Origin of the sequence: Shivajiella indica, assembly GCF_042683085.1 — a bacterium.
Classification (GTDB): Bacteria; Bacteroidota; Bacteroidia; order Cytophagales; family Cyclobacteriaceae; genus Shivajiella; species Shivajiella indica.
On record NZ_JBHUIV010000025.1, the window covers coordinates 34,346 to 53,066 of the forward strand.

General features: G+C 40.9%; 18 protein-coding genes. 5 read left to right on the top strand and 13 right to left on the bottom strand.

What is annotated here, in order from left to right; genetic code table 11:
- Nucleotides 1-399 precede the first annotated feature (399 nt).
- The 10 genes from ACFSKV_RS16570 to ACFSKV_RS16615 form a co-directional block, all read right to left on the bottom strand.
- Nucleotides 400-1,398: a hypothetical protein gene (locus ACFSKV_RS16570; RefSeq protein WP_380805237.1), complete on the bottom strand. Its 999-nt coding sequence runs from the start codon at nucleotides 1,396-1,398 to the stop codon at nucleotides 400-402.
- Nucleotides 1,395-2,069 carry an FkbM family methyltransferase gene (locus ACFSKV_RS16575; protein WP_380805240.1) on the bottom strand — a complete coding sequence of 225 codons (675 nt, stop codon included), beginning with the start codon at nucleotides 2,067-2,069 and terminating at the stop codon, nucleotides 1,395-1,397. The genes ACFSKV_RS16570 and ACFSKV_RS16575 overlap by 4 nt, the downstream gene beginning before the upstream one ends.
- 149 nt (nucleotides 2,070-2,218) lie before the next feature.
- A complete protein-coding gene (locus ACFSKV_RS16580) occupies nucleotides 2,219-2,647 on the bottom strand; it encodes a sugar 3,4-ketoisomerase (protein ID WP_380805244.1) in 429 nt (142 codons plus the stop codon).
- 534 nt (nucleotides 2,648-3,181) lie between these two features.
- On the bottom strand, nucleotides 3,182-3,406 hold the full coding sequence (locus tag ACFSKV_RS16585) for a hypothetical protein (RefSeq protein WP_380805246.1): 225 nt from the start codon (nucleotides 3,404-3,406) through the stop codon (nucleotides 3,182-3,184).
- A gap of 55 nt (nucleotides 3,407-3,461) precedes the next feature.
- Nucleotides 3,462-3,635 (bottom strand): hypothetical protein, encoded by a 174-nt coding sequence (locus ACFSKV_RS16590; RefSeq protein ID WP_380805249.1) that lies wholly within the window; start codon nucleotides 3,633-3,635, stop codon nucleotides 3,462-3,464.
- Between the two features lie 13 nt (nucleotides 3,636-3,648).
- Nucleotides 3,649-3,876, bottom strand: a complete 228-nt coding sequence (locus tag ACFSKV_RS16595) for a type II toxin-antitoxin system MqsA family antitoxin (RefSeq protein WP_380805252.1) — start codon at nucleotides 3,874-3,876, stop codon at nucleotides 3,649-3,651.
- A gap of 682 nt (nucleotides 3,877-4,558) precedes the next feature.
- Nucleotides 4,559-5,971, bottom strand: a complete 1,413-nt coding sequence (locus tag ACFSKV_RS16600) for a hypothetical protein (protein WP_380805254.1) — start codon at nucleotides 5,969-5,971, stop codon at nucleotides 4,559-4,561.
- A 1,026-nt stretch (nucleotides 5,972-6,997) separates the two neighbouring features.
- Nucleotides 6,998-7,939 (bottom strand): UDP-glucuronic acid decarboxylase family protein, encoded by a 942-nt coding sequence (locus tag ACFSKV_RS16605; protein WP_380805256.1) that lies wholly within the window; start codon nucleotides 7,937-7,939, stop codon nucleotides 6,998-7,000.
- A gap of 205 nt (nucleotides 7,940-8,144) precedes the next feature.
- Nucleotides 8,145-8,345, bottom strand: coding sequence for a hypothetical protein (locus tag ACFSKV_RS16610; RefSeq protein WP_380805258.1), 201 nt, complete (start codon nucleotides 8,343-8,345; stop codon nucleotides 8,145-8,147).
- 402 nt (nucleotides 8,346-8,747) lie between these two features.
- Entirely contained in the window at nucleotides 8,748-9,254 is a 507-nt protein-coding gene (locus ACFSKV_RS16615; RefSeq protein ID WP_380805261.1) for a winged helix-turn-helix domain-containing protein, read from the bottom strand.
- 159 nt (nucleotides 9,255-9,413) lie between these two features.
- Between ACFSKV_RS16615 and ACFSKV_RS16620 the strand changes: the two genes are divergently transcribed.
- On the top strand, nucleotides 9,414-9,764 hold the full coding sequence (locus ACFSKV_RS16620) for a four helix bundle protein (RefSeq protein ID WP_380805263.1): 351 nt from the start codon (nucleotides 9,414-9,416) through the stop codon (nucleotides 9,762-9,764).
- A 503-nt stretch (nucleotides 9,765-10,267) separates the two neighbouring features.
- Here ACFSKV_RS16620 and ACFSKV_RS16625 read toward each other — a convergent pair.
- Nucleotides 10,268-11,236, bottom strand: coding sequence for a UDP-glucuronic acid decarboxylase family protein (locus ACFSKV_RS16625; protein WP_380805266.1), 969 nt, complete (start codon nucleotides 11,234-11,236; stop codon nucleotides 10,268-10,270).
- 1,180 nt (nucleotides 11,237-12,416) lie between these two features.
- On the opposite strand from ACFSKV_RS16625, the gene ACFSKV_RS16630 reads away from it, so the two are divergent.
- Complete coding sequence (locus tag ACFSKV_RS16630; RefSeq protein WP_380805269.1) at nucleotides 12,417-13,619, top strand: DEAD/DEAH box helicase; 1,203 nt, start codon at nucleotides 12,417-12,419, stop codon at nucleotides 13,617-13,619.
- A gap of 447 nt (nucleotides 13,620-14,066) precedes the next feature.
- Here the strand turns inward: ACFSKV_RS16630 and ACFSKV_RS16635 are convergent, their stop codons facing one another.
- Nucleotides 14,067-14,906: an alpha/beta hydrolase gene (locus ACFSKV_RS16635; RefSeq protein WP_380805271.1), complete on the bottom strand. Its 840-nt coding sequence runs from the start codon at nucleotides 14,904-14,906 to the stop codon at nucleotides 14,067-14,069.
- A gap of 429 nt (nucleotides 14,907-15,335) precedes the next feature.
- On the opposite strand from ACFSKV_RS16635, the gene ACFSKV_RS16640 reads away from it, so the two are divergent.
- Nucleotides 15,336-15,677: a hypothetical protein gene (locus tag ACFSKV_RS16640; protein WP_380805274.1), complete on the top strand. Its 342-nt coding sequence runs from the start codon at nucleotides 15,336-15,338 to the stop codon at nucleotides 15,675-15,677.
- Between the two features lie 634 nt (nucleotides 15,678-16,311).
- On the opposite strand, the gene ACFSKV_RS16645 is transcribed toward ACFSKV_RS16640, so the two are convergent.
- Nucleotides 16,312-17,151, bottom strand: coding sequence for a 1,4-dihydroxy-2-naphthoyl-CoA synthase (locus tag ACFSKV_RS16645; RefSeq protein ID WP_380805277.1), 840 nt, complete (start codon nucleotides 17,149-17,151; stop codon nucleotides 16,312-16,314).
- Nucleotides 17,152-17,233: 82 nt separating this feature from the next.
- Between ACFSKV_RS16645 and ACFSKV_RS16650 the strand changes: the two genes are divergently transcribed.
- A complete protein-coding gene (locus ACFSKV_RS16650) occupies nucleotides 17,234-18,301 on the top strand; it encodes an AMP-binding protein (protein ID WP_380805280.1) in 1,068 nt (355 codons plus the stop codon).
- Nucleotides 18,298-18,720 carry a DUF2141 domain-containing protein gene (locus ACFSKV_RS16655; RefSeq protein WP_380805282.1) on the top strand — a complete coding sequence of 141 codons (423 nt, stop codon included), beginning with the start codon at nucleotides 18,298-18,300 and terminating at the stop codon, nucleotides 18,718-18,720. Before ACFSKV_RS16650 ends, ACFSKV_RS16655 begins: the two co-directional genes overlap by 4 nt.
- Nucleotide 18,721: the final 1 nt, after the last annotated feature.

An 18,721-nucleotide genomic window follows, 5' to 3' on the forward strand; every position in this document is an offset into this window, starting at 1 on the left:
GCTAGTCTTTCATTCTTATACAAGACTAGGCTCGTTTGATATAAACTCATTAATCCAAAAAATGCCAATATATATTGACCTATTATAATTGAGGCAATACTATCATTGATTAATGTAGTTAAAAGAATAAATAATACATAGGTGATATACCAAATATTATGTGGGTCTATAAAAAATCCTTCATTTTTAATTTCAGAGGCATATTCCAAATACCTTGGAGAATCATTGACTACTTTAATACCTAGTTCATAAAGTAAAATACCATTAATGAAAATAAAAAAAGCAGTCAGTATTAAGATATTATTACTTCTTTTATCAAAAAAATTTTCTCCAATATCAATTACTTTAAAATCCAATTTTTGAATTAATTAAAGAAATAAAATTTAATTAACTGGGAAATCATAAGGATTCTGAATTCAACAAATCTGTAAAAAAGGAATATACACTAACTATAATTGGCTTACCCCCGAAACTTTCTTTCCAATTTACTAATCCTTGATTGATCATTCCTGTTACCGGAAAATGGGACACCCCCATATTGAAAAAGGATTTATGAGAAAATTCTTCTTCTATCAAATGGCTCATCAAATAATCTAAACACCTTAATTTCTTTCCTAAAGGTAAAGCAGCCGTGTACTGTAAATGAGCTGTTGTATCAGTTGAAAATACCAGAGCACCCCCAAGCATCTTTTCACCAGAAAAAACAGCATAAAAAAGGATTTGATCAGGAAAAATCGATTTCAAATACTCAATCTCTTGAAGGGAATGGGTTGGCTTTACCCCATGACGTTTTTCAAGATTCGGTACTAATATCTCTTCCCAAAATGATTTCAGATCTGAAGATTCTCTTATTTCAATCCCATTTGCTATTGCTTTTTTTCTTCCCCATTTTTTCCCCCTATCTTTTACCCTAAAAGGAAGTGAGGTACAATGATGGACAGCAGTAAAAACGGATTTCCCTCCGGTGTTTTGAATCGCTATCTTTAATTCTTTTTGCGATTCCTTTGCGAAAAAATCCGGCACCATTCTGACTTCCAAGCGCTCTATTCCCAGATTTTGATAGAATGCTTGAGTGTTTTCAATTATTTCCTGTATATCCTTTAATCTCAATCCATCCAGCATAAGCCATCCAGCATAAGTCAAACCCCTGTGGGAAAATACAGTATTTCCCTCCCTTTCAGCAGGAAAAATAGCCACAGGAACATCTTCATGATAAATCACCAGAGAAGCATCCTCAAACCTGTCCCCGTGGTACTCTATAAATTCCCTGCGGTGCAGAAAGGTGCCATTGATGCTGTTGTCCAGCACCAGATCCCAGTCTTTTTTCAAATGAGCTTGGTAGGATTTAATAGCGTATTTCAAATCCTTGGAGAGAAGAATGCCTGAATCTGTCATCATGAATCCGAAGGCATAAAGTACAAGTTCTTCAAGACATACCCCTTAAGATCGTAACCCTTTTGCTGCATAAAAAAGACCATAGGATGTATTGCTCTATTCCGAAAATCAAAAGTCTCATCTTCCACCACCACCAATCTGGGGCGGTACCGATTCCAATCCATTCCTTTTAAAACTTCGAGATCATGCTCCTCCGCATCTACGCCCAATAAATCAAAGTCTTTCGGTGCATGGTACCTATCCAAAATATCTGTTAGGGTGGTACTCTGCATCACCTCTTCCTTAACTTCCAATCCTTCTTGTTCAAAGTCTCTCAAAAATCGGGCATCAGTGGTGGATAAAACATTGTTTTGAACCTGATAGAATGTTCGGCTTGTAGCAATGTCTGAAACCAGGGCGTGTACAGCATGGTCTTTAGGCCTAAAAAACTCATATTTTTTGATCAAGTTCTTATTGGCATCAATGCAAATCCCCCTCCATCCTTTTCTATACAAGCTGTAGGTATTTGAGAGAAATTTGGGATGATTGGCCCCTACGTCCACATAAAAACCGTTATAGGTGATTTTAGCTTTGAGCAGGGATTCAATAATCCTATCCTCTCCCGTGAATGCAAAAGAATATTTAAGACTCCTTCCCAGCACCAGTCTGTTGAGGCTGGAAAATATTATTCCCAAGGTCCTGAATAAGCTGGATATTGGAAAACGGAACGTATAGAATTGACGAAAACAGCCCTTGATTTCTTTCCATACCAGTCCATAGAGAGTAAAAAAGGCTCTACTGAAAGAATTTTTATATAAAAGGTTTTGAATAAACCTGTTTTGAATCACGCTGGATATATGTTTTTCAATTTCCAGTCCATAAATACCTCCCAATCCTTCAAATAATCCCCCTCCTCAAACTTCTCCGAACAAAGCACCAGGCAAATGGCATCTTCCGAAAAATCGAAAACTTCACGCCAGATTCCTTCCCGCACTAAAAGTCCCTCATTCGGCTGATCCAAGTTGAAGGTCCGTGTTTCTTGACCATCATACAACCTGACCTTAAAACTCCCCTTGACCGCTACCATCACCTGTTGGTTTTGGATATTAGCATGTTGCCCACTTTTCCTTTCTGCTGTCACATCATAGAGATAGTACACCCGCTGCACTTCGAATGGAATTTCCTGAAAGCTGTGAGCAGACACTAAATCTCCATTTTCAGAGTTTTGTTGATAGAAAGGAATCAGAAAACAGTCTTTAAGCCTTGTGGTCATGTATCAGGATCTTGTTCTCTATTTGTACGGTAGTTGAATTCCTTCTTTCAGCGCAGCGTTTTATTCAAAACCTTCGAGGTTCCAAAAACCTCAAAGGTTAGCTTCACCCAGCTCCAGCTGCTTTCCCGTTACACGGAACAAGTCGTGTTCTTCTTTCGTCTTGTCCTAATTTAAACGCTAGAACTTCTTAACAAAACCTCTCCTTGCCCCTTTTCTTAGTGCTTCTTAGTGGCCTTAGTGGTAAAATAAAAAAACTCTGTGAATCTCGGTGCATTCTCTGTGTAACCCTGCCGGCTGCAGGCGGGTCTGTGTAATTCAAAAATCAATTATCTGCGCCCTTCAGGCTCCTTTGGGGAGTCAAGACGTACGATTTGATCCGAATCAAGTAAAATTTCAGGAAGTTTACTCTAAACAAAAGCCAATACAATATGCTCATAATCACCTACAGGTTCAGTAAGACATAATGCAGGTCTTACTTTTGATGTTTTAAAATCTTCAAAAGGAAAAGATACTAATACGAAGCTGTATTTTATTTCAGATGGCTTTTCCATCATATAATGAATAAATATCCTCTTCCTTATCTTTTAAAAAATCAAATGCAGGGTCTTTTGAAATCATTTTCAGCCATTCCATCTCCTCATTTAGATCTTCTTCCATAAGGATTAAAATTTTCACATTTTTCCCCGCTTCTTTTAAATCAAGATCCAGTTTTAAGTGGCCTTTGCTATTTGTCTTTGATTTTATTTCAATTGCTTTCATTGTACTTTAACCCAATATTCAAAATTTAATTTACAAAAAATAAAGTAAATTTCATTTAAACTCCATACTTATTCAACGTACCCTCAAGAAGCGCGTCAAGTTCTTCTATTGACAAATGGTTTTCAGGAGAATTCAATGATAGTTTTAAATCATCGTGTAATTCAGACTTTAGCTTCTCCAAATTTTGAATTTCCAAAACATCAACTTTATCTTCAAGAAACTTATCCATATTCTAAAAAGTTTCAGGCTACATTTAACTTAACAACTTCCGGCTCAGCACCTTTTTCATAAGCTTCCTGCCCCTTTTGCATTACCACCTCCGTGGTTGCTTCATCTAAATAATAGTGCCCACAGTTCTGACAGACTTCTGCTGGAACATGCTTCAATAAGACAATAGTATTTCCCCGCTCCAAAGTTACAGTTACATGCCCTGGCGCTGTTTGACCATTTTTACAGATTGAACACTCCATATCTTTATTTTTTGTACAACAGCATGTGCATTCTACTGGGGTTCCTACTTGCAGCAGGCAGGCGTGGAAATTCGAAAGTTCTGCGCCTAATTTCATTACTCATGCTGCTATGATGATAGTAAAAGAATAAAATCCCTAACAACATTAAAATCGAGTTAATTAGTGAAATTAGCGAAATTCTTCATTTCTAATTCTAAATTCCACATTAAAGACCTCTCCTACCGTCCCCGCCTGAACGGAACGGGCAGGGAGGTGACAAGGATAAGCCTATCTCTTTCTCTACCATTCTGAGATATTTATCCCTTTTTCTCCGTGACCCTCTGTGCCTCCTCTGTGTGACTCTGTGTAATTCAAAAAGATTTTATCCCAAAGAACCAAGCTCCTCAACCCTTTCATGCTCCAACCCGACACTTGTCCGCCGTGGCGGAACCACGACAACTTGACAACTATGATAACTCCTCACTCTCAACTCCCCCCTTTTTACTTTTGCCTTTTGCCTTGGCTCTTATATAAAATCCTTAATGAAATCCACTATTCCTTAATGGTTCAAAAAAAACTCGCTCTTCTCTATGTGTACTATGTGATCTATGTGGTGAAGAAAAATCATGTATATCTATAGAACCGATCTCCCAAACTTTCCAAGCTCGCTCATTCCGAATTTTTAATTCTTCATTCTAAATTCTCAACCCCTCACATACCTCCTCTTCCCCCTTTCCAACAATACCAACAAGGCGATAAACAACAACAATACCACCACCATCACCCAAAGGTCCTGCGCATGCCCGAAATGCATCCAATACCGCTGGGCGGGAAATCCTCCCCTTTCCCCTGCAACAAAGGCTTCTTTCATTCCAGGGACATTAAGCTGTACCCAAAACATGGACAATATCAGGTTCAGCCCGGCAATCTTCCATACATCCTTCCATAAAATCCTATACCGCCGGATGGCCTTCATCAATCCCAAAAACAACAGTGGCAAAAATGGAACCATCGTACTCGAATCCGGATGCAGGGCAAACACCAAAAGCAAGGCCATGGCCAAAGTAAAACCAATGCCCAATAAGGCCGTCTCTTTCAGTACCCGGTACATAAACACCAAAGCAAGCGGGATGATAAGCCCAAAGAACATCAGGTGACCGGCCAGGAAATCCAAGGGAAACCTGAACAAGGCCTCCACAAAGGCTTGACCTAATTGACGTAAACTCACATTGCTGTTGCTGCCGGATAACAGCCACAGAAGAATGGAAACTACCAAAAGCCCCCCAAAAAAGAGTAAAATCCTTTCAGATTGAAGCTTTTTGCCAATATATTTCCATGTTTCCGACCAGTTGATCGGAGAAGTTCTTCCTATCCAGAAAAGGAAAGCAGCCAAAGCCATCAAAGCAATCACAAAACCCAAAAGGGAACTCAAGGAATCTTCCATCCTGCCGCTTACCCAAGCTAAAACAAACATTCCCAGAATAAATAACCCCACTACTATCAACGCCAATCGGGAAGGTGGCTTTTCAACCTCATAAATACTGAGTTTATCACCCGGCAATACCATCAATAACAAACCTATAGGCAATAAAAAAGGAGAAACAAAAGCTCCCGCCAAGGAAACCAAAAAGAGTTTGTTTTTATCGTAACGAATGAAATAATTCACCTGCCCAAGGCCAATCGTCATGGCTGCCAAATCCGTGGAAAAGGGGTTGTACCATACTTCCTTGAGTATAAAAAAATTGAAAAAGAGCAAGACAAAAGCCAGGGCCTCAATAGCTCCTTCAAACCGGAGTTTTTTCATAATCCTAAAAAACCAAAACACCCCTAATCCCAAAATCAGGAAATTCAGGATCAGCATTCCGCTCATCAGTGGGGCCGGTTCCAGGTCCAGACCAAAAATCACATAAATCACATGCACCAGGGCAAAGGGCAGGATATGTTGGAGTTGCCAGATATTATAACTGTCCTTATCGATCACATCCACAAATTCTATGGCCACCTGCCGGAAAAAAAGCCCATGACCAAAAGTGCCATCATTCACAGGCACTTTCTCCCCAGGAATCTGGAAGAGCACAATGGCAAGGAGAATGGTGATGAGGATTATTCGGGGCATTGGATGGTGGGATGTGGGATGTCGGATGTAGATGTCCGATGTGGAAATTAACTATACGTCATGTTGAGTGAAGCGAAACATCTCTGTTGTCCTACTTCTGTTGTCCTGCTTCTCCAGAAGCTGGACTTTCTATTAATTCTACTGGTTCAGTCGTGCCTTTGTCGAAGGTCCCATGATCCGCCAAAGCGGACAGGCTTGGTTAGTCCCATTTACAAATTCCAATCTTTGTGTAAAATTAAAAGCGCAGCTTTTATCAGCGTTCATCATCATTCATCTGTGGTTCCATTTCATCCGCGATCATCCGCCAAATCTGTGTCATCCCTGCCCGTCCGATCAGGCGGGAGCGTTCCATTGACATCTAAGTTTCATATCGCCGGCGAAGCCATTTATTCTTCAATTCCACCTACAGCGCCGTCTCTGTAACCGGGCTGGACATCATCAACCCCGGGTTGCGGTAAACCTTACCAGGGGCTTCCCGTATTTAGCCCCTACAGGGCGGTTTCATTCATTTTCCAATTCCTAATCTTCGTATGACCAAAAAGCGCAGCTTTTCTATGTGTTCTATGTTCACTATGTGGTGAAATTCGAAAAGCGAAGCTCTTATCTGTGTTTATCAGCGTGTATCCCTGCCTGCAGCAGGCAGGTGTGGTTACCCATTTTTAGCCCTGCCTGATCGGACGGGCAGTTCCGTTCATTTAATGTCTAGAAAACCCACATCAAGCTGCTTGGTGTTCTTGCTACCTCTGAAACTGGGAAAAAACGTCTAAATTGAAAAAGCCAAATTTCCCACAAAATCTTTAATTTCTTTGGGTCCTTGGTGCGCTTCGTGGTTCAAAAAATCCTTTTCTCCTACAGAACTGATCTCACATACTTACACTCTGTGCATCCCTGTGTAATTAAAAAAACATTCTGCTACAGAACCAATCTCCCAAACTTACTAAGCTCTAACTTGACAACATTGATACATCAATTTAGACAAATTCTTAATTCTTCATTCCCCATTCTTCATTCCTCATTCCCCATTCTTCACTCTTTCCTCAACTGTCCATCAAAATATTCAATCGTCTTTCTCAGCCCATCCCAAAGGGCTGTTTTTGGCTCCCAATTCAGTAAATTCCTCGCTTGGGTGATATCGGGTTGTCTTTGCTTGGGATCATCCTGGGGAAGGGGTTTAAAAATCAGCTCACTTTTGCTATTGGTGAGTTCAAGGATATTTTCCGCCAATTGGATCATGGAAAACTCCACGGGATTTCCCAGGTTGACAGGACCGGTGGTACCCTTTGGGGTCTGCATCATGGCATGCATTCCATTGATCAGATCATCCACATAGCAGAAACTCCTGGTTTGCTTTCCGTTTCCGTAAATCGTAATCGGTTGGTTCTGCAAAGCCTGTAAAATAAAATTACTCACTACCCTGCCATCATTCAACTGCATATTCGGGCCATAGGTATTGAAGATACGGATGACTTTGATGTCTAAATTATGCTGCCTGTAGTAATCAAAAAACAGGGTTTCCGCACATCGCTTTCCTTCATCGTAGCAAGCCCTTGGGCCTGTCGTATTCACATTGCCCCAGTAGGTTTCCGGTTGGGGATGTACGGAGGGGTCTCCATAGATTTCAGAAGTACTGGCCTGTAAAACCCTTATTTTCAACCTTTTAGCCAATCCCAACATATTGATGGCACCCATCACTGAGGTTTTGGTGGTCTGCACCGGGTCAAACTGGTAATGAATCGGACTTGCCGGACAGGCCAGGTTGTAGATTTCATCTACTTCCACAAACAGCGGAGTGGTCACATCATGCCGGAGCAGTTCAAAATTCTTATTGTCCAGAAGGGGTAAAATATTCTGCCTTCTTCCGGTAAAAAAATTATCCACACAAAGCACTTCATTGCCTTGTTTGAGAAGTTTTTCGCACAAATGTGAGCCCAAAAATCCAGCCCCGCCTGTTACCAATATCCTTTTCATTTTTTATATATTATCTTAACAAAATCTATTTTTTAATCCACTGGTTCAAGTCTCACGACTTGGACCCCATCATTGCAGTCTCCTGACTGCTTTCTTTTCCATTTACAGTTCTAATCGCCCGCGATTCCATTCATTCTGTTGTCCTGCTTCTCCAGAAGCTGGACTTTTGTTTTCGATGACGGATGTCAGATGTCCGAAGTGGGATTTAACTCAAATGGTTCAAGTCTCCTGACCTGCCTGAATGCTTTGGCAGGCAGGCTTGGACCCCTTCATTGCAGTCTCCTGACTGCTTTTTAATGAATTTACGTTTCTTGTCGCCTGCAATTCCATTCATTCTCCGATTCCTCTTACAGCGCCGGCCTGCCTGACTGGCAAAGGCAGGCTCTGGAATAGGGCTGAGCATCATCAACCCGGGGTTAAAACCCCAGGCTACCGATAGACCACCCCCATGGGGTGGTTCCTAGCTCATTCAAATAACATCTCTTGAAATGTAAGAGTTAAATTTCCAGGTTTCTAACCACAACACTTGTCCGCCGTGGAGGAACCAGACAACAATGACAACTTTTTCACTCCATTCTTCATTCAACATTCTTCACTCTTCATTCTAACTTCTCCCCCTCTGTGCATCCCTGCCTGCTGCAGGCAGGTCCGTGCCTCCTCTGTGGCTCTCTGTGTAATTAAAAAAAAAATCTTACTTCTTTAGAACCGATCTCCCATCCTTACCAAAGCTACCTCATTCCTAATTCATCACTCTTCATTCTACATTTCCCACTCCCTCATTCTTAATTCATCATTCTTAATTCTACATTCAAGATCCATACACCAAAAACCCTCCTACTTCCTCTGGGTCTTCTTCCTGAATGCTCACGACTACCTTTCGATTGAGTTTTTCATAGGTTTTGTCAATCAGAAAATCTAAGTACTCCAAATCCAGCTCCTTCCCGATCAAAAGCATTTCGATGGTACCGGAATCAATTCCCTGGGCATAATCCCCCACGATATAGGCCTTTTCCACATTGCCCATGCGTAGGACGATTTTCTCCATCAGTTCATCCAAGCCCAGAAACTTGGAAACCATATTCTTTATCTCCTGAAAAAAGGGATGGGATTCATTGGCCCTATAAAGCTTGGTTTTGCCATTTTCCCCGGCCTTCAGCAAGCCGGCCTCTGTCAGGCGGTTCAATTCCACCCTCACCGAATTCGTCGATTCATCAAACTCCTTCGCCAAAGAACGCAGGTATCCTGAATTGCTATGCGAAAAAAACTTCAGGAGAAGCTTGATGCGGGTTTTGGAAGTTACTAATGAGTCGAGCAATGGAATGTTAAATTTTGAATTAAGAATTTTGAATTAAGAATTCCTTCTTAATCGATTACAAAAAAAATTAAAAAAGGCAAGATAATTGACTGAAAGTTAAACGGATAAATTGGGGTATGATTAAATAAAATTTTCTTTTTTTGGTAAAAATAAAACCTTATGAAAAATATAATACTTGAAAAATCTTATCAGTTTTCAGAAAGAATTCTTAATGTTTATTTCTTTCTAAGAGAAAACAAACATTTCCGTTTAGCTGAACAAATAGTTGGGTCTGGTACTTCCATTGGAGCAAATGTAGTTGAAGCACAAGCTGCTCAATCCAGGAATGATTTTATTTCAAAATTATGCATTGCTTCAAAAGAAGCCCGTGAAACAGAGTTTTGGTTAAAACTATTCAATCGAAAAGAATTGCTCCAAGACTATCCTGATTATGAATATTTAAGGGACGAAATCAAAGAAATCATCAAAATATTGGATTCAATTATCCTTTCTTCAAAAGAAAAAAAATGATTTTGATTGGACCTTGGATCTTTCCTGATTCTAAATTCTTAATTCCTAATTCAAAATTCCACACCAAGGTCCTCTCAGTCCCATCCTGACACCTACAAAAATCGAGTAAAAATATTACTCGCGAGTAACAAATTTACTCGGTGTACTTACTTTTGCAAGGATTTTTAAAAAAAAATCATGGAAATAATGTACAAAACAGAAAATCACCAACATACTACAAATTGCTCCCTCTTAATGTAATGCGATTTTCCCAGGTAGTGCGGTTTTCCTAAACCGCATACTTTTAAAATAAAAATCCTTTTTCAAAATCATTAATACAATTGCAAGTTTTCCGATTTACAAAATCGGAACTACAATGTAATGCGATTTTCCTAAATCGCATCCCAAAAAACTATCCGATTTACAAAATAGGAACTACAAAAAAAGGCTGTACCTAATTAAAGGACAGCCTCTTTTAATTTTTTTATGATATAATTTATCTTCAAAAAGAAATTGATCCCATATTACACTGCCTGAGCAGCAAACAATTTCACTTCTTTAACCAATTGGGAATCAAAATATTCAATGGTTTTGATCAAACCTTCCCTAAGCTGAACTTTTGGTTCCCAACCCAAAACATCTCTTGCCTGGGTGATATCTGGTCTTCTTTGCTTGGGATCATCAATCGGAAGCGGTCTGAAAACCAATTCGCTCCGGCTATTGGTCAGCTCTAAAATAAGATTGGCCAATTCAATCATGGTAAATTCTCCCGGGTTTCCAATATTGATCGGTCCGGTCACTTCATGTGGAGTCCGCATCAATCTGCACATTCCATCTATCAGATCGGAAACATAACAGAAACTTCGGGTCTGGCTTCCATCTCCAAAAATGGTAATCGGCTTGTTCTGTAATGCCTGCATGATAAAATTACTGACAACCCTACCATCATTGGCCTGCATATTGGGTCCATAGGTGTTAAAAATACGCATCACCTTAATCTGAAGGTTATGTTGTCTATAATAGTCGAAAAAGAGAGTCTCAGCACAACGCTTACCTTCATCATAACAAGCCCTGGGCCCGATTGGGTTTACATTTCCCCAATAAGACTCCGGTTGCGGATGGACTGCCGGATCACCATAGACTTCCGAGGTGCTGGCCTGCAATACCTTTACTTTAAGTCTTTTGGCTAATCCCAGCATATTGATGGCACCCAAAACAGAAGTTTTGGTAGTCTGCACCGGATCAAACTGATAGTGAATGGGACTGGCAGGACTGGCTAAATTGTAAATTTCATCTACCTCTACATATAAGGGTGAAGTGATGTCATGGCGAAGCAGTTCAAAATTTTTATATTCAAGCAGTTCTGAAATATTCTGTCTTCTTCCTGTAAAAAAATTATCCACACAAAGAACCTCATTGCCTTCATTGAGTAATTTTTGACATAAATGGGAACCTAAAAAACCTGCCCCTCCTGTGACTAGAACCCGTCTCATAGTTTAGAATTTAAAGAATTACAACAGTTAACCATAATTTTTATGTAAAATAAATTAAGAATGCTCGAAATTCCAAATACATTTTTAACTATTTGAAAATTTTTTTTTTGTATATAAAATTAAAATTGAATAAACCTTTTCACCCCATTGGATCCAATAATTTAATTGGTTTAAAAATTATCATCTAATTAAACACACTCCTGTGGTTCAATTGGTTCAAGGATCTATTGACTTGGACCATAATATTGCAATCTTCTTACTGCTTTCTCAGGAATTCACATTTCTTATCGCCGGCGGATCCATGCATTCTTCGATGCCATGTATTGCAACGGCTTTTGGATTGGGCTGGGCATGTTTTACCCAAGGGGTTAAAACCCCTGGTTATTTTATCATTCGCCCCTATGGGGCTTTTATGTATATTCACGATTGGAATCCTACTGGGATTCGTGTAAATCCGCAAGCTTCGCGCCTAATTTTTTTCCCATATTGCTTTGATCATAGAAAAACATAAAGAACCCTAACCTCCTTAAAATCAAAGTAATTCGTGTAATTCGTGTAATTCGTGGACTTTTTATCCGTGTCCATCTGCGTCCATCTGTGGTTAAAATAAAAAAGCGAAGCTTTTAACACGCTTTTTATTAATCAAGAGTTGTTTTTCCAGCTATCAGTGGCTGTCAGCCCGGGTACGGTTCTCAATTTTGGTCATCAATTATCAAGCCCTACGTCCTAGTTCTGGCCTAAAAACATCCTTAGTATGCTTAGCCGCTTAAATTCAACTCCTATCGGAGTTGGGCGGGCCGGGAGATCCGGATTACACCTTCCCCAGGTAAAAACCCGGGGCAAATAACCTTCGGTATTTGACGCTAATCGCGTCGTACCCCCATAAAGAACTATCCTCCCAAACTTTCCAAGCTCCAACCCGAAAACTTGACACCTGTCCACCGTGGCGGAACTATGACAACCCGACAACCTCCATTCCTTCATCCTTCATCCCTCCTAACTTTTCACTCTCCATTCTCCATCCATCCCTTCCCTCCTATCCATTATCTTTTCCCAATAAAAACCCTTACCTTTGTACAACTTTGTAGAAAGAAACGGCAAGTTGTAGGCCGGTTTAATCAAATACTTCAGGCTGCCATAGAAATTACAACATCTTTTCAGCCATCCTATTCCCGCCCCAATGGCATTTCAATCTTTAAATTTAATTGAACCTATCCTTAAGGCATTGGCCAAGGAAGGTTATACCAACCCTACTCCCATTCAGCAACAGGCTATTCCGTTGGCTTTAAAAGGGCACGATGTTTTGGGTTGTGCGCAGACCGGAACCGGAAAGACCGCCGCATTTTCCATTCCCATTATACAGTTGCTGGCCCAACAAAAACAGAGAAGGCCGGGAATCAAAGCCCTGATCCTGACCCCTACCCGGGAATTGGCTATTCAGATCGATGAAAGCATCGCTGCTTATGGTTCCTTTGCCCATATCAGGCACACTGTAATCTTCGGAGGTGTATCCCAACTCCACCAGACCAATGCCCTAAAAAAAGGAGTGGAAATATTGGTGGCCACACCTGGAAGACTCCTGGACCTGGTCAACCAGAAATTCATAGACCTCCGTCAATTGGAATTCTTTGTCCTGGATGAAGCAGACCGCATGTTGGATATGGGTTTTATCCATGATGTCAAAAAAATCATTGCCCTCTTGCCTCCAAAAAGGCAGACCCTATTTTTCTCAGCCACCATGCCTCCGGAAATTCAAAAGCTGGCGGATACACTTTTGAAAAACCCAAAGACGGTGGAAGTTACTCCGCCATCCTCTACTGTGGAGAAAATAGGGCAAAAGCTGTATTACACCAATAAATCCGATAAACCTAAACTCCTTCTTTACCTGTTGGAAAAAGAAGAAATAGACACAGCCTTGGTATTTACCCGTACCAAGCATGGAGCCGATAGGGTGGTAAAAGCTTTGTTGAAAGAAGGAATCAAAGCAGCAGCCATCCATGGGAACAAAAGTCAGAATGCCAGGCAAAATGCACTGAACGGTTTCAAATCCGGGAAACTTAGGATATTGGTGGCTACCGACATTGCAGCCCGTGGAATTGATATTGATGAACTGGCCAATGTATTCAACTATGACCTCCCCAATATCCCTGAAACCTACGTACACAGAATCGGTAGAACAGGGAGGGCCGGAAATTCAGGTATTGCCATCTCTTTTTGTGACGGGGAAACGCTGAAAGAGTTGAAAGAAATCCAAAAATTGATCGGCAAAACAATCCCGGTGATAGAAAAACATCCTTATCCAATGGCAGCAGGAAGCATTGAAAAACCAGAACTTCCCAAAGCAAGAACCTCTAATCCAAAACGCAGATTTCAGAGGAGATAGTAATGCGATTTTCCAAAGTAATGCGATTTTCCAAATCGCATATCCTGATTGGAAAATTTGAAAAAAAAAACATCCTGGGAATCAATGTCCCAGGATATTTTTTTATGACATTAAATAGTTTATGGACATTTTTTTAACGCTCGGTCCTCATATCGCCGGCGAAACCACTCATGCTCCGAATACACTTTCAGCACCGGCTCTGGAGGCGGGCTTTCATCTTTTAACCCCGGGTTGCGGTAAACCTTACCCTGGGCTATTGAAAAGTTGAGCCCCGCCTGATCGGACGGGCAGGCCCTTCAGGGCTGTTTCAATCACTTTTCCATTAATCTAAAATGGAAATCAAGAGTGAAATTTCCAGGTTTCTAACCATGACACTTGTCCGCTGTGGCGGAACCCGACAACTATGACAACTTTTTCATTCACTCTTAATTCAAAATTCTACATTCTTCATTCAATCCTCTCCACAATCCACTTGACCACATCCCCCATCACTTCCTCTTTTTCAAATTCATTGATCAATTCATGGTAAAGACCTGGATAACGGTGAAAGGTTTTATCTGAAGAGGAAATCTTACGAAAAAACTCCTCTGTTCCCTTGGGATGGGTCAATGAATCTGCCGTTCCATGCATTAAAAGTACAGGAAAATGAAAGCTCTCTGCTGCCGAATCAATGTATTTCATCATTTTTGAAAGTTGATACCCAGGCCTGGCAGCTATGGGATCATGATAATTCAAAGGGTCTTCTTCGTATTTTTTTACTTCTAGAGGGTCTCTGGAAATTTTAGAACTGTCCAATTTGAGGACCTTGAGTTTAGGTGTCAAGGCACTTAACAAAGATGAAACAGCTATCAAAAATTTGGGAATATCATCAGAAGGTTTCAATGCAGCAGCGCTTAAAATAATACCTTTGGCCTCCGGCTTAAATTTTAGGGCATAAGCCGCTACAAACCCTCCTCCCATGCTATGCCCGAAAATGAAAGCAGGTAAATTCGGGAAATAGTTTTTTACCTTGCCAAACAGTGCATCAATATCTTTCAGGTAATCTTCATAGTTAGAAAAATAAGCGGTAGGCTTAGGAAGGGATGATTTACCATGTCCCCGACCATCAAAGGTGAAAACAGCTATTTCGGAATCAACCATCTTTTTTGCCAGATGGTCATAGCGTGAACTATGTTCTGCAAGTCCATGGACAATAAGAGCAGAGGCTTTGGGTTTCTCCGGCATCCAGGCCTGAAGGTAAAGTTTCAATCCGTCATGGGTGGTATAGGCTGTTTCGAGGTGGTTCATGGTACAGGAATATTGATTTGAAAATTCTTAAAAATCAATATAAGTTAAAAAATTATAAAACTAATGTTATACATATCAAGAGAAATCAGGGATTTTTGTTGATTTTGTTTTGGAGTTTGAAGCCTTAAATCTTCTAGATATCGCTCATCCCTACGGGATTTTTATCCCAAATTCAAAACCTTTTTTCCAAAGCTGAAGCATTGGGCCATTATGTCGGCCGATCCTACGGATCTTCCCCAGTCCCTTAAGAACGAAAGATAAACCAACCAGCAGGTCTCAGCCCTTTGACAAAGGACGAGTCCCATCGGGACGACCGATATACTAACCAGCGGGTTTCAAACCCTGGAAAAAGGACAACCTCTTATCCCCGATAAGTCCCATCGAGACGACCGATATACTAACGATTTTGGCAAAACCCTTGAAAGAAGAATGACAACCCGAAGCGGAGAACCATCTAAACTACCTCCTCCAAAATCCGAAATTCACCACTCTGTTCCTTATCGTCGTCTAATCCATTCATACTCCGATGCCAATTACAGAGCCGACTCTGTTACCAGATTGGCCAAAATTACCAAGGGTTTCGGTCGTCCTCCCTTTACCCAGGGCTATCCCGATTGCAGTCGGGACCACATCCCGATTTGCTTTTCTTCTCGGGACAGGCACTACAGAGTGGTTCCAGCCAATTGGAATTCCACCTTTCAGAATCTTCTCAAACTACAGTTCCTTAGAAGTAGGATTTATCAATGTGGTTTTTTAAAATCCAATCCCTAAAATATTACCGGTTTTCGTGTTAATCCGCAAGCTTCGCGCCTAATTCTTTTTCCCATTTCCATTCGAATCCACATTAACAGTCAACACCCTCTTAGCCGACCAATCCAGAATTATAAAAAAATTTGTGAAATTAGTGTAATTAGTGGTTCAAAAATATCTTTTTCCCTGATAGAACCGAATACCAAAGCTATCAATACTCCAATTTTTACTTTTGCCTCCCAAAATTCTTCAGGGCAAGTTTTTGCCTTGGCTCTTTTTTTTCCATCCAAGTTTCATATAGGCGGCGATTGACTACCAATCTTCGATCTCATGAATAGCGCCGTCTCAGGAACCCGACTGGCATCTTTTAACCCTGGGTTGCGGTAAACCTTACCCAGGGCTAATCAAGGTTGAGCCCCTTTAGGGCTGATTCGCCTATTTCCCAATTACACTTTTCAGAAAATCTCACCCCAATAGAACCGATTACCCAAAACTATCAAGGCATCTACTTTTTACTTTTACCTTTTGCCTTGGCTCTTTAATTCAAATCCTTAATGAATCCCTTAATTCCTCAACTCCTTAATGGTTCAAATCTCCGAAATTCCTCACTCCCCACTCTCCATTCATCATTCTTCATTCTTCATTCTCCTCTCACCTAAGGAATCCACTTAATATGTTTAAAATTCGGTTTTCTCTTTTCCAAAAAGGCATTTCTCCCTTCTTTAGCCTCTTCAGTCATATAAGCCAATCGTGTCGCTTCACCAGCAAATACCTGTTGCCCGACCATCCCATCATCTGTCAGGTTCATGGCAAATTTCAGCATTTTGATAGAGGTCGGAGATTTTGCCAGAATCTCCTGTGCCCACTGATAAGCCGTATTCTCTAACTCATCATGGGGAATCACTGCATTCACCATTCCCATATCCGCAGCTTCCTGCGCAGAATAATTTCTCCCCAAAAAGAAGATCTCCCTCGCTTTTTTCTGGCCTACCATTTTGGCCAGATATGCCGATCCATAGCCCCCGTCAAAACTGGTCACATCGGCATCAGTCTGTTTGAAAATCGCATGTTCCTTACTGGCCAATGTCAGGTCACAGACCACATGTAAGCTATGTCCCCCTCCTACTGCCCATCCCGGCACTACAGCAATCACCACCTTGGGCATAAAGCGGATCAAACGCTGCACCTCCAAAATATTCAGGCGATGATAACCATCTTCACCCACATATCCCTGATGGCCTCTGGCCCTTTGGTCTCCGCCCGAACAAAAAGAATATACACCGTCCTTAGGAGAAGGCCCCTCTGCAGAAAGCAAAATCACCCCAATGGAAGTATCTTCCTGGGCATCATAAAATGCATCATACAACTCAGCTGTAGTTTTTGGACGGAAAGCGTTTCTGACTTCTGGCCTGTTAAAAGCAATTCTGGCCACCCCATCACACTTTTTGTAGGTGATATCTTCATATTCTTTGGCCGTTTTCCAATTGATCTCCATGGTATTTTTGGTTTAATTTTTTCCTGCAAGATAACAGCCTTACGGGAATTTTGTTGATTTTTGGGTTTGGGACTTATTGGATATGGGCAAAATAATCATCAGGGAACAGGAATTTTCTTTTGAACAGATTAAAACAGGGAATTGGTCTGCGCAGGACCCCTATTTCGCACAGGCACTTTATTTTTGTAAGGATTGGCTAACCGGTAAAACGGAATTTGAACTTTCCACTTCCGGATCTACCGGAACTCCAAAAACCATCCAGGTAAACCGGAACCAAATGGAAATTTCCGCAAAAGCCACCAGAGATTTTTTTGGGATAGAAAAAGATGCAAAGCTGCTTTGTTGCCTGAATACTGAAATGATCGCAGGCAAAATGATGCTGGTCAGAGGGATGGAATGGGAGGCATACATTTACCTTATTAAGCCACAATCCAACCCCTTGGAAGAATTAAACCAGATCTTTGATTTTGCGGCTATGGTCCCTTTGCAGGTAGATACCTGTTTGCAAAATCCTGACACCTACCTCAAAATGCAACAGATCATAAACCTGATTATTGGCGGGGCCCCCTCTTCCCGGAGTCTGTTGGAAAAAATTGCAGAAATGAGGTTGAACGCCTATCAGACTTATGGCATGACCGAAACCGTCTCCCATATTGCTTTGGCAAAAATTGAAGGGGCGGAATTGGTCTACAAGGTATTACCAGGAGTTCAGATTGGAGTGGACCAAAGTAACAGGCTTTGGGTCAAAGCCCCTATGGCAAAAGAAAATATCCTCCAAACAAATGACGTAGTGGAACTGTTAAACTCCCAACTGTTTAAATGGATTGGAAGGGCTGATTTTACCATCAACTCCGGGGGTATCAAACTGCAACCTGAAATTTTGGAACCAAAAATGGCAGATGCTATTTTCCCCGTTTTCGGAAAAGTTGACTTCTTTTTAATTGGAAAAGAAGATGAAAAATTGGGTCAAAAAACAGTACTGGTAATTGAACATCCAAAGGATGAAAAAAAGGCATCAGATTTGATAATTGAATTGAAAAAAGGTCTTGAACGCTATCAAGTTCCCAAAGAAATCCTTTTCAATCCTTCATTTACAAAAACTGAATCAGGAAAAATCAACCGAATCGCATCCTATAAAAACTCTTTATGAAAACGATATTTCTCTTTTTATTTCTTGTTGGCGTTCTTTTCACAGACCAAAGCAGTGCAAACCTTACCTTAACGGTAAACAAAGTCAAAAATGACAAAGGAGTGGTCAGGGTGCTTTTATTTGACAAATCTGCTGGTTTTCCCGATGTGGTGGAAAATGCAGTCAGAAATGCATCTGTGGACATCAAAGGTGATAAAGCCGTTATCACTTTCAATAATTTGCCAGCAGGCACCTATGCCCTTTCGGTATTCCATGACAGTGAAAACACAGGGAAATTAAGAACCAATGCTTTTGGTATTCCAAGAGACGGTTATGGTTTCTCCAATAATGCCTCCGGAACCTTCGGTCCTCCTTCTTTCGAAAAAGCGGCCTTCAAGGTGAATGCAGGTGAAAATAAGGTCAGCATTGACCTGAAATGAT

Bases quoted from the DNA above. Each gene is read 5' to 3' on its own strand.
- ACFSKV_RS16570 (WP_380805237.1), bottom strand. From the start codon at position 1,398: ATGATGACAGATTCAGGCATTCTTCTCTCCAAGGATTTGAAATACGCT.
- ACFSKV_RS16580 (WP_380805244.1), bottom strand. From the start codon at position 2,647: ATGACCACAAGGCTTAAAGACTGTTTTCTGATTCCTTTCTATCAACAA.
- ACFSKV_RS16585 (WP_380805246.1), bottom strand. From the start codon at position 3,406: ATGAAAGCAATTGAAATAAAATCAAAGACAAATAGCAAAGGCCACTTA.
- ACFSKV_RS16590 (WP_380805249.1), bottom strand. From the start codon at position 3,635: ATGGATAAGTTTCTTGAAGATAAAGTTGATGTTTTGGAAATTCAAAAT.
- ACFSKV_RS16595 (WP_380805252.1), bottom strand. From the start codon at position 3,876: ATGGAGTGTTCAATCTGTAAAAATGGTCAAACAGCGCCAGGGCATGTA.
- ACFSKV_RS16600 (WP_380805254.1), bottom strand. From the start codon at position 5,971: ATGCCCCGAATAATCCTCATCACCATTCTCCTTGCCATTGTGCTCTTC.
- ACFSKV_RS16605 (WP_380805256.1), bottom strand. From the start codon at position 7,939: ATGAAAAGGATATTGGTAACAGGCGGGGCTGGATTTTTGGGCTCACAT.
- ACFSKV_RS16610 (WP_380805258.1), bottom strand. From the start codon at position 8,345: ATGATGCTCAGCCCTATTCCAGAGCCTGCCTTTGCCAGTCAGGCAGGC.
- ACFSKV_RS16620 (WP_380805263.1), top strand. From the start codon at position 9,414: ATGAAAAATATAATACTTGAAAAATCTTATCAGTTTTCAGAAAGAATT.
- ACFSKV_RS16625 (WP_380805266.1), bottom strand. From the start codon at position 11,236: ATGAGACGGGTTCTAGTCACAGGAGGGGCAGGTTTTTTAGGTTCCCAT.
- ACFSKV_RS16630 (WP_380805269.1), top strand. From the start codon at position 12,417: ATGGCATTTCAATCTTTAAATTTAATTGAACCTATCCTTAAGGCATTG.
- ACFSKV_RS16635 (WP_380805271.1), bottom strand. From the start codon at position 14,906: ATGAACCACCTCGAAACAGCCTATACCACCCATGACGGATTGAAACTT.
- ACFSKV_RS16640 (WP_380805274.1), top strand. From the start codon at position 15,336: ATGACAACCCGAAGCGGAGAACCATCTAAACTACCTCCTCCAAAATCC.
- ACFSKV_RS16645 (WP_380805277.1), bottom strand. From the start codon at position 17,151: ATGGAGATCAATTGGAAAACGGCCAAAGAATATGAAGATATCACCTAC.
- ACFSKV_RS16650 (WP_380805280.1), top strand. From the start codon at position 17,234: ATGGGCAAAATAATCATCAGGGAACAGGAATTTTCTTTTGAACAGATT.
- ACFSKV_RS16655 (WP_380805282.1), top strand. From the start codon at position 18,298: ATGAAAACGATATTTCTCTTTTTATTTCTTGTTGGCGTTCTTTTCACA.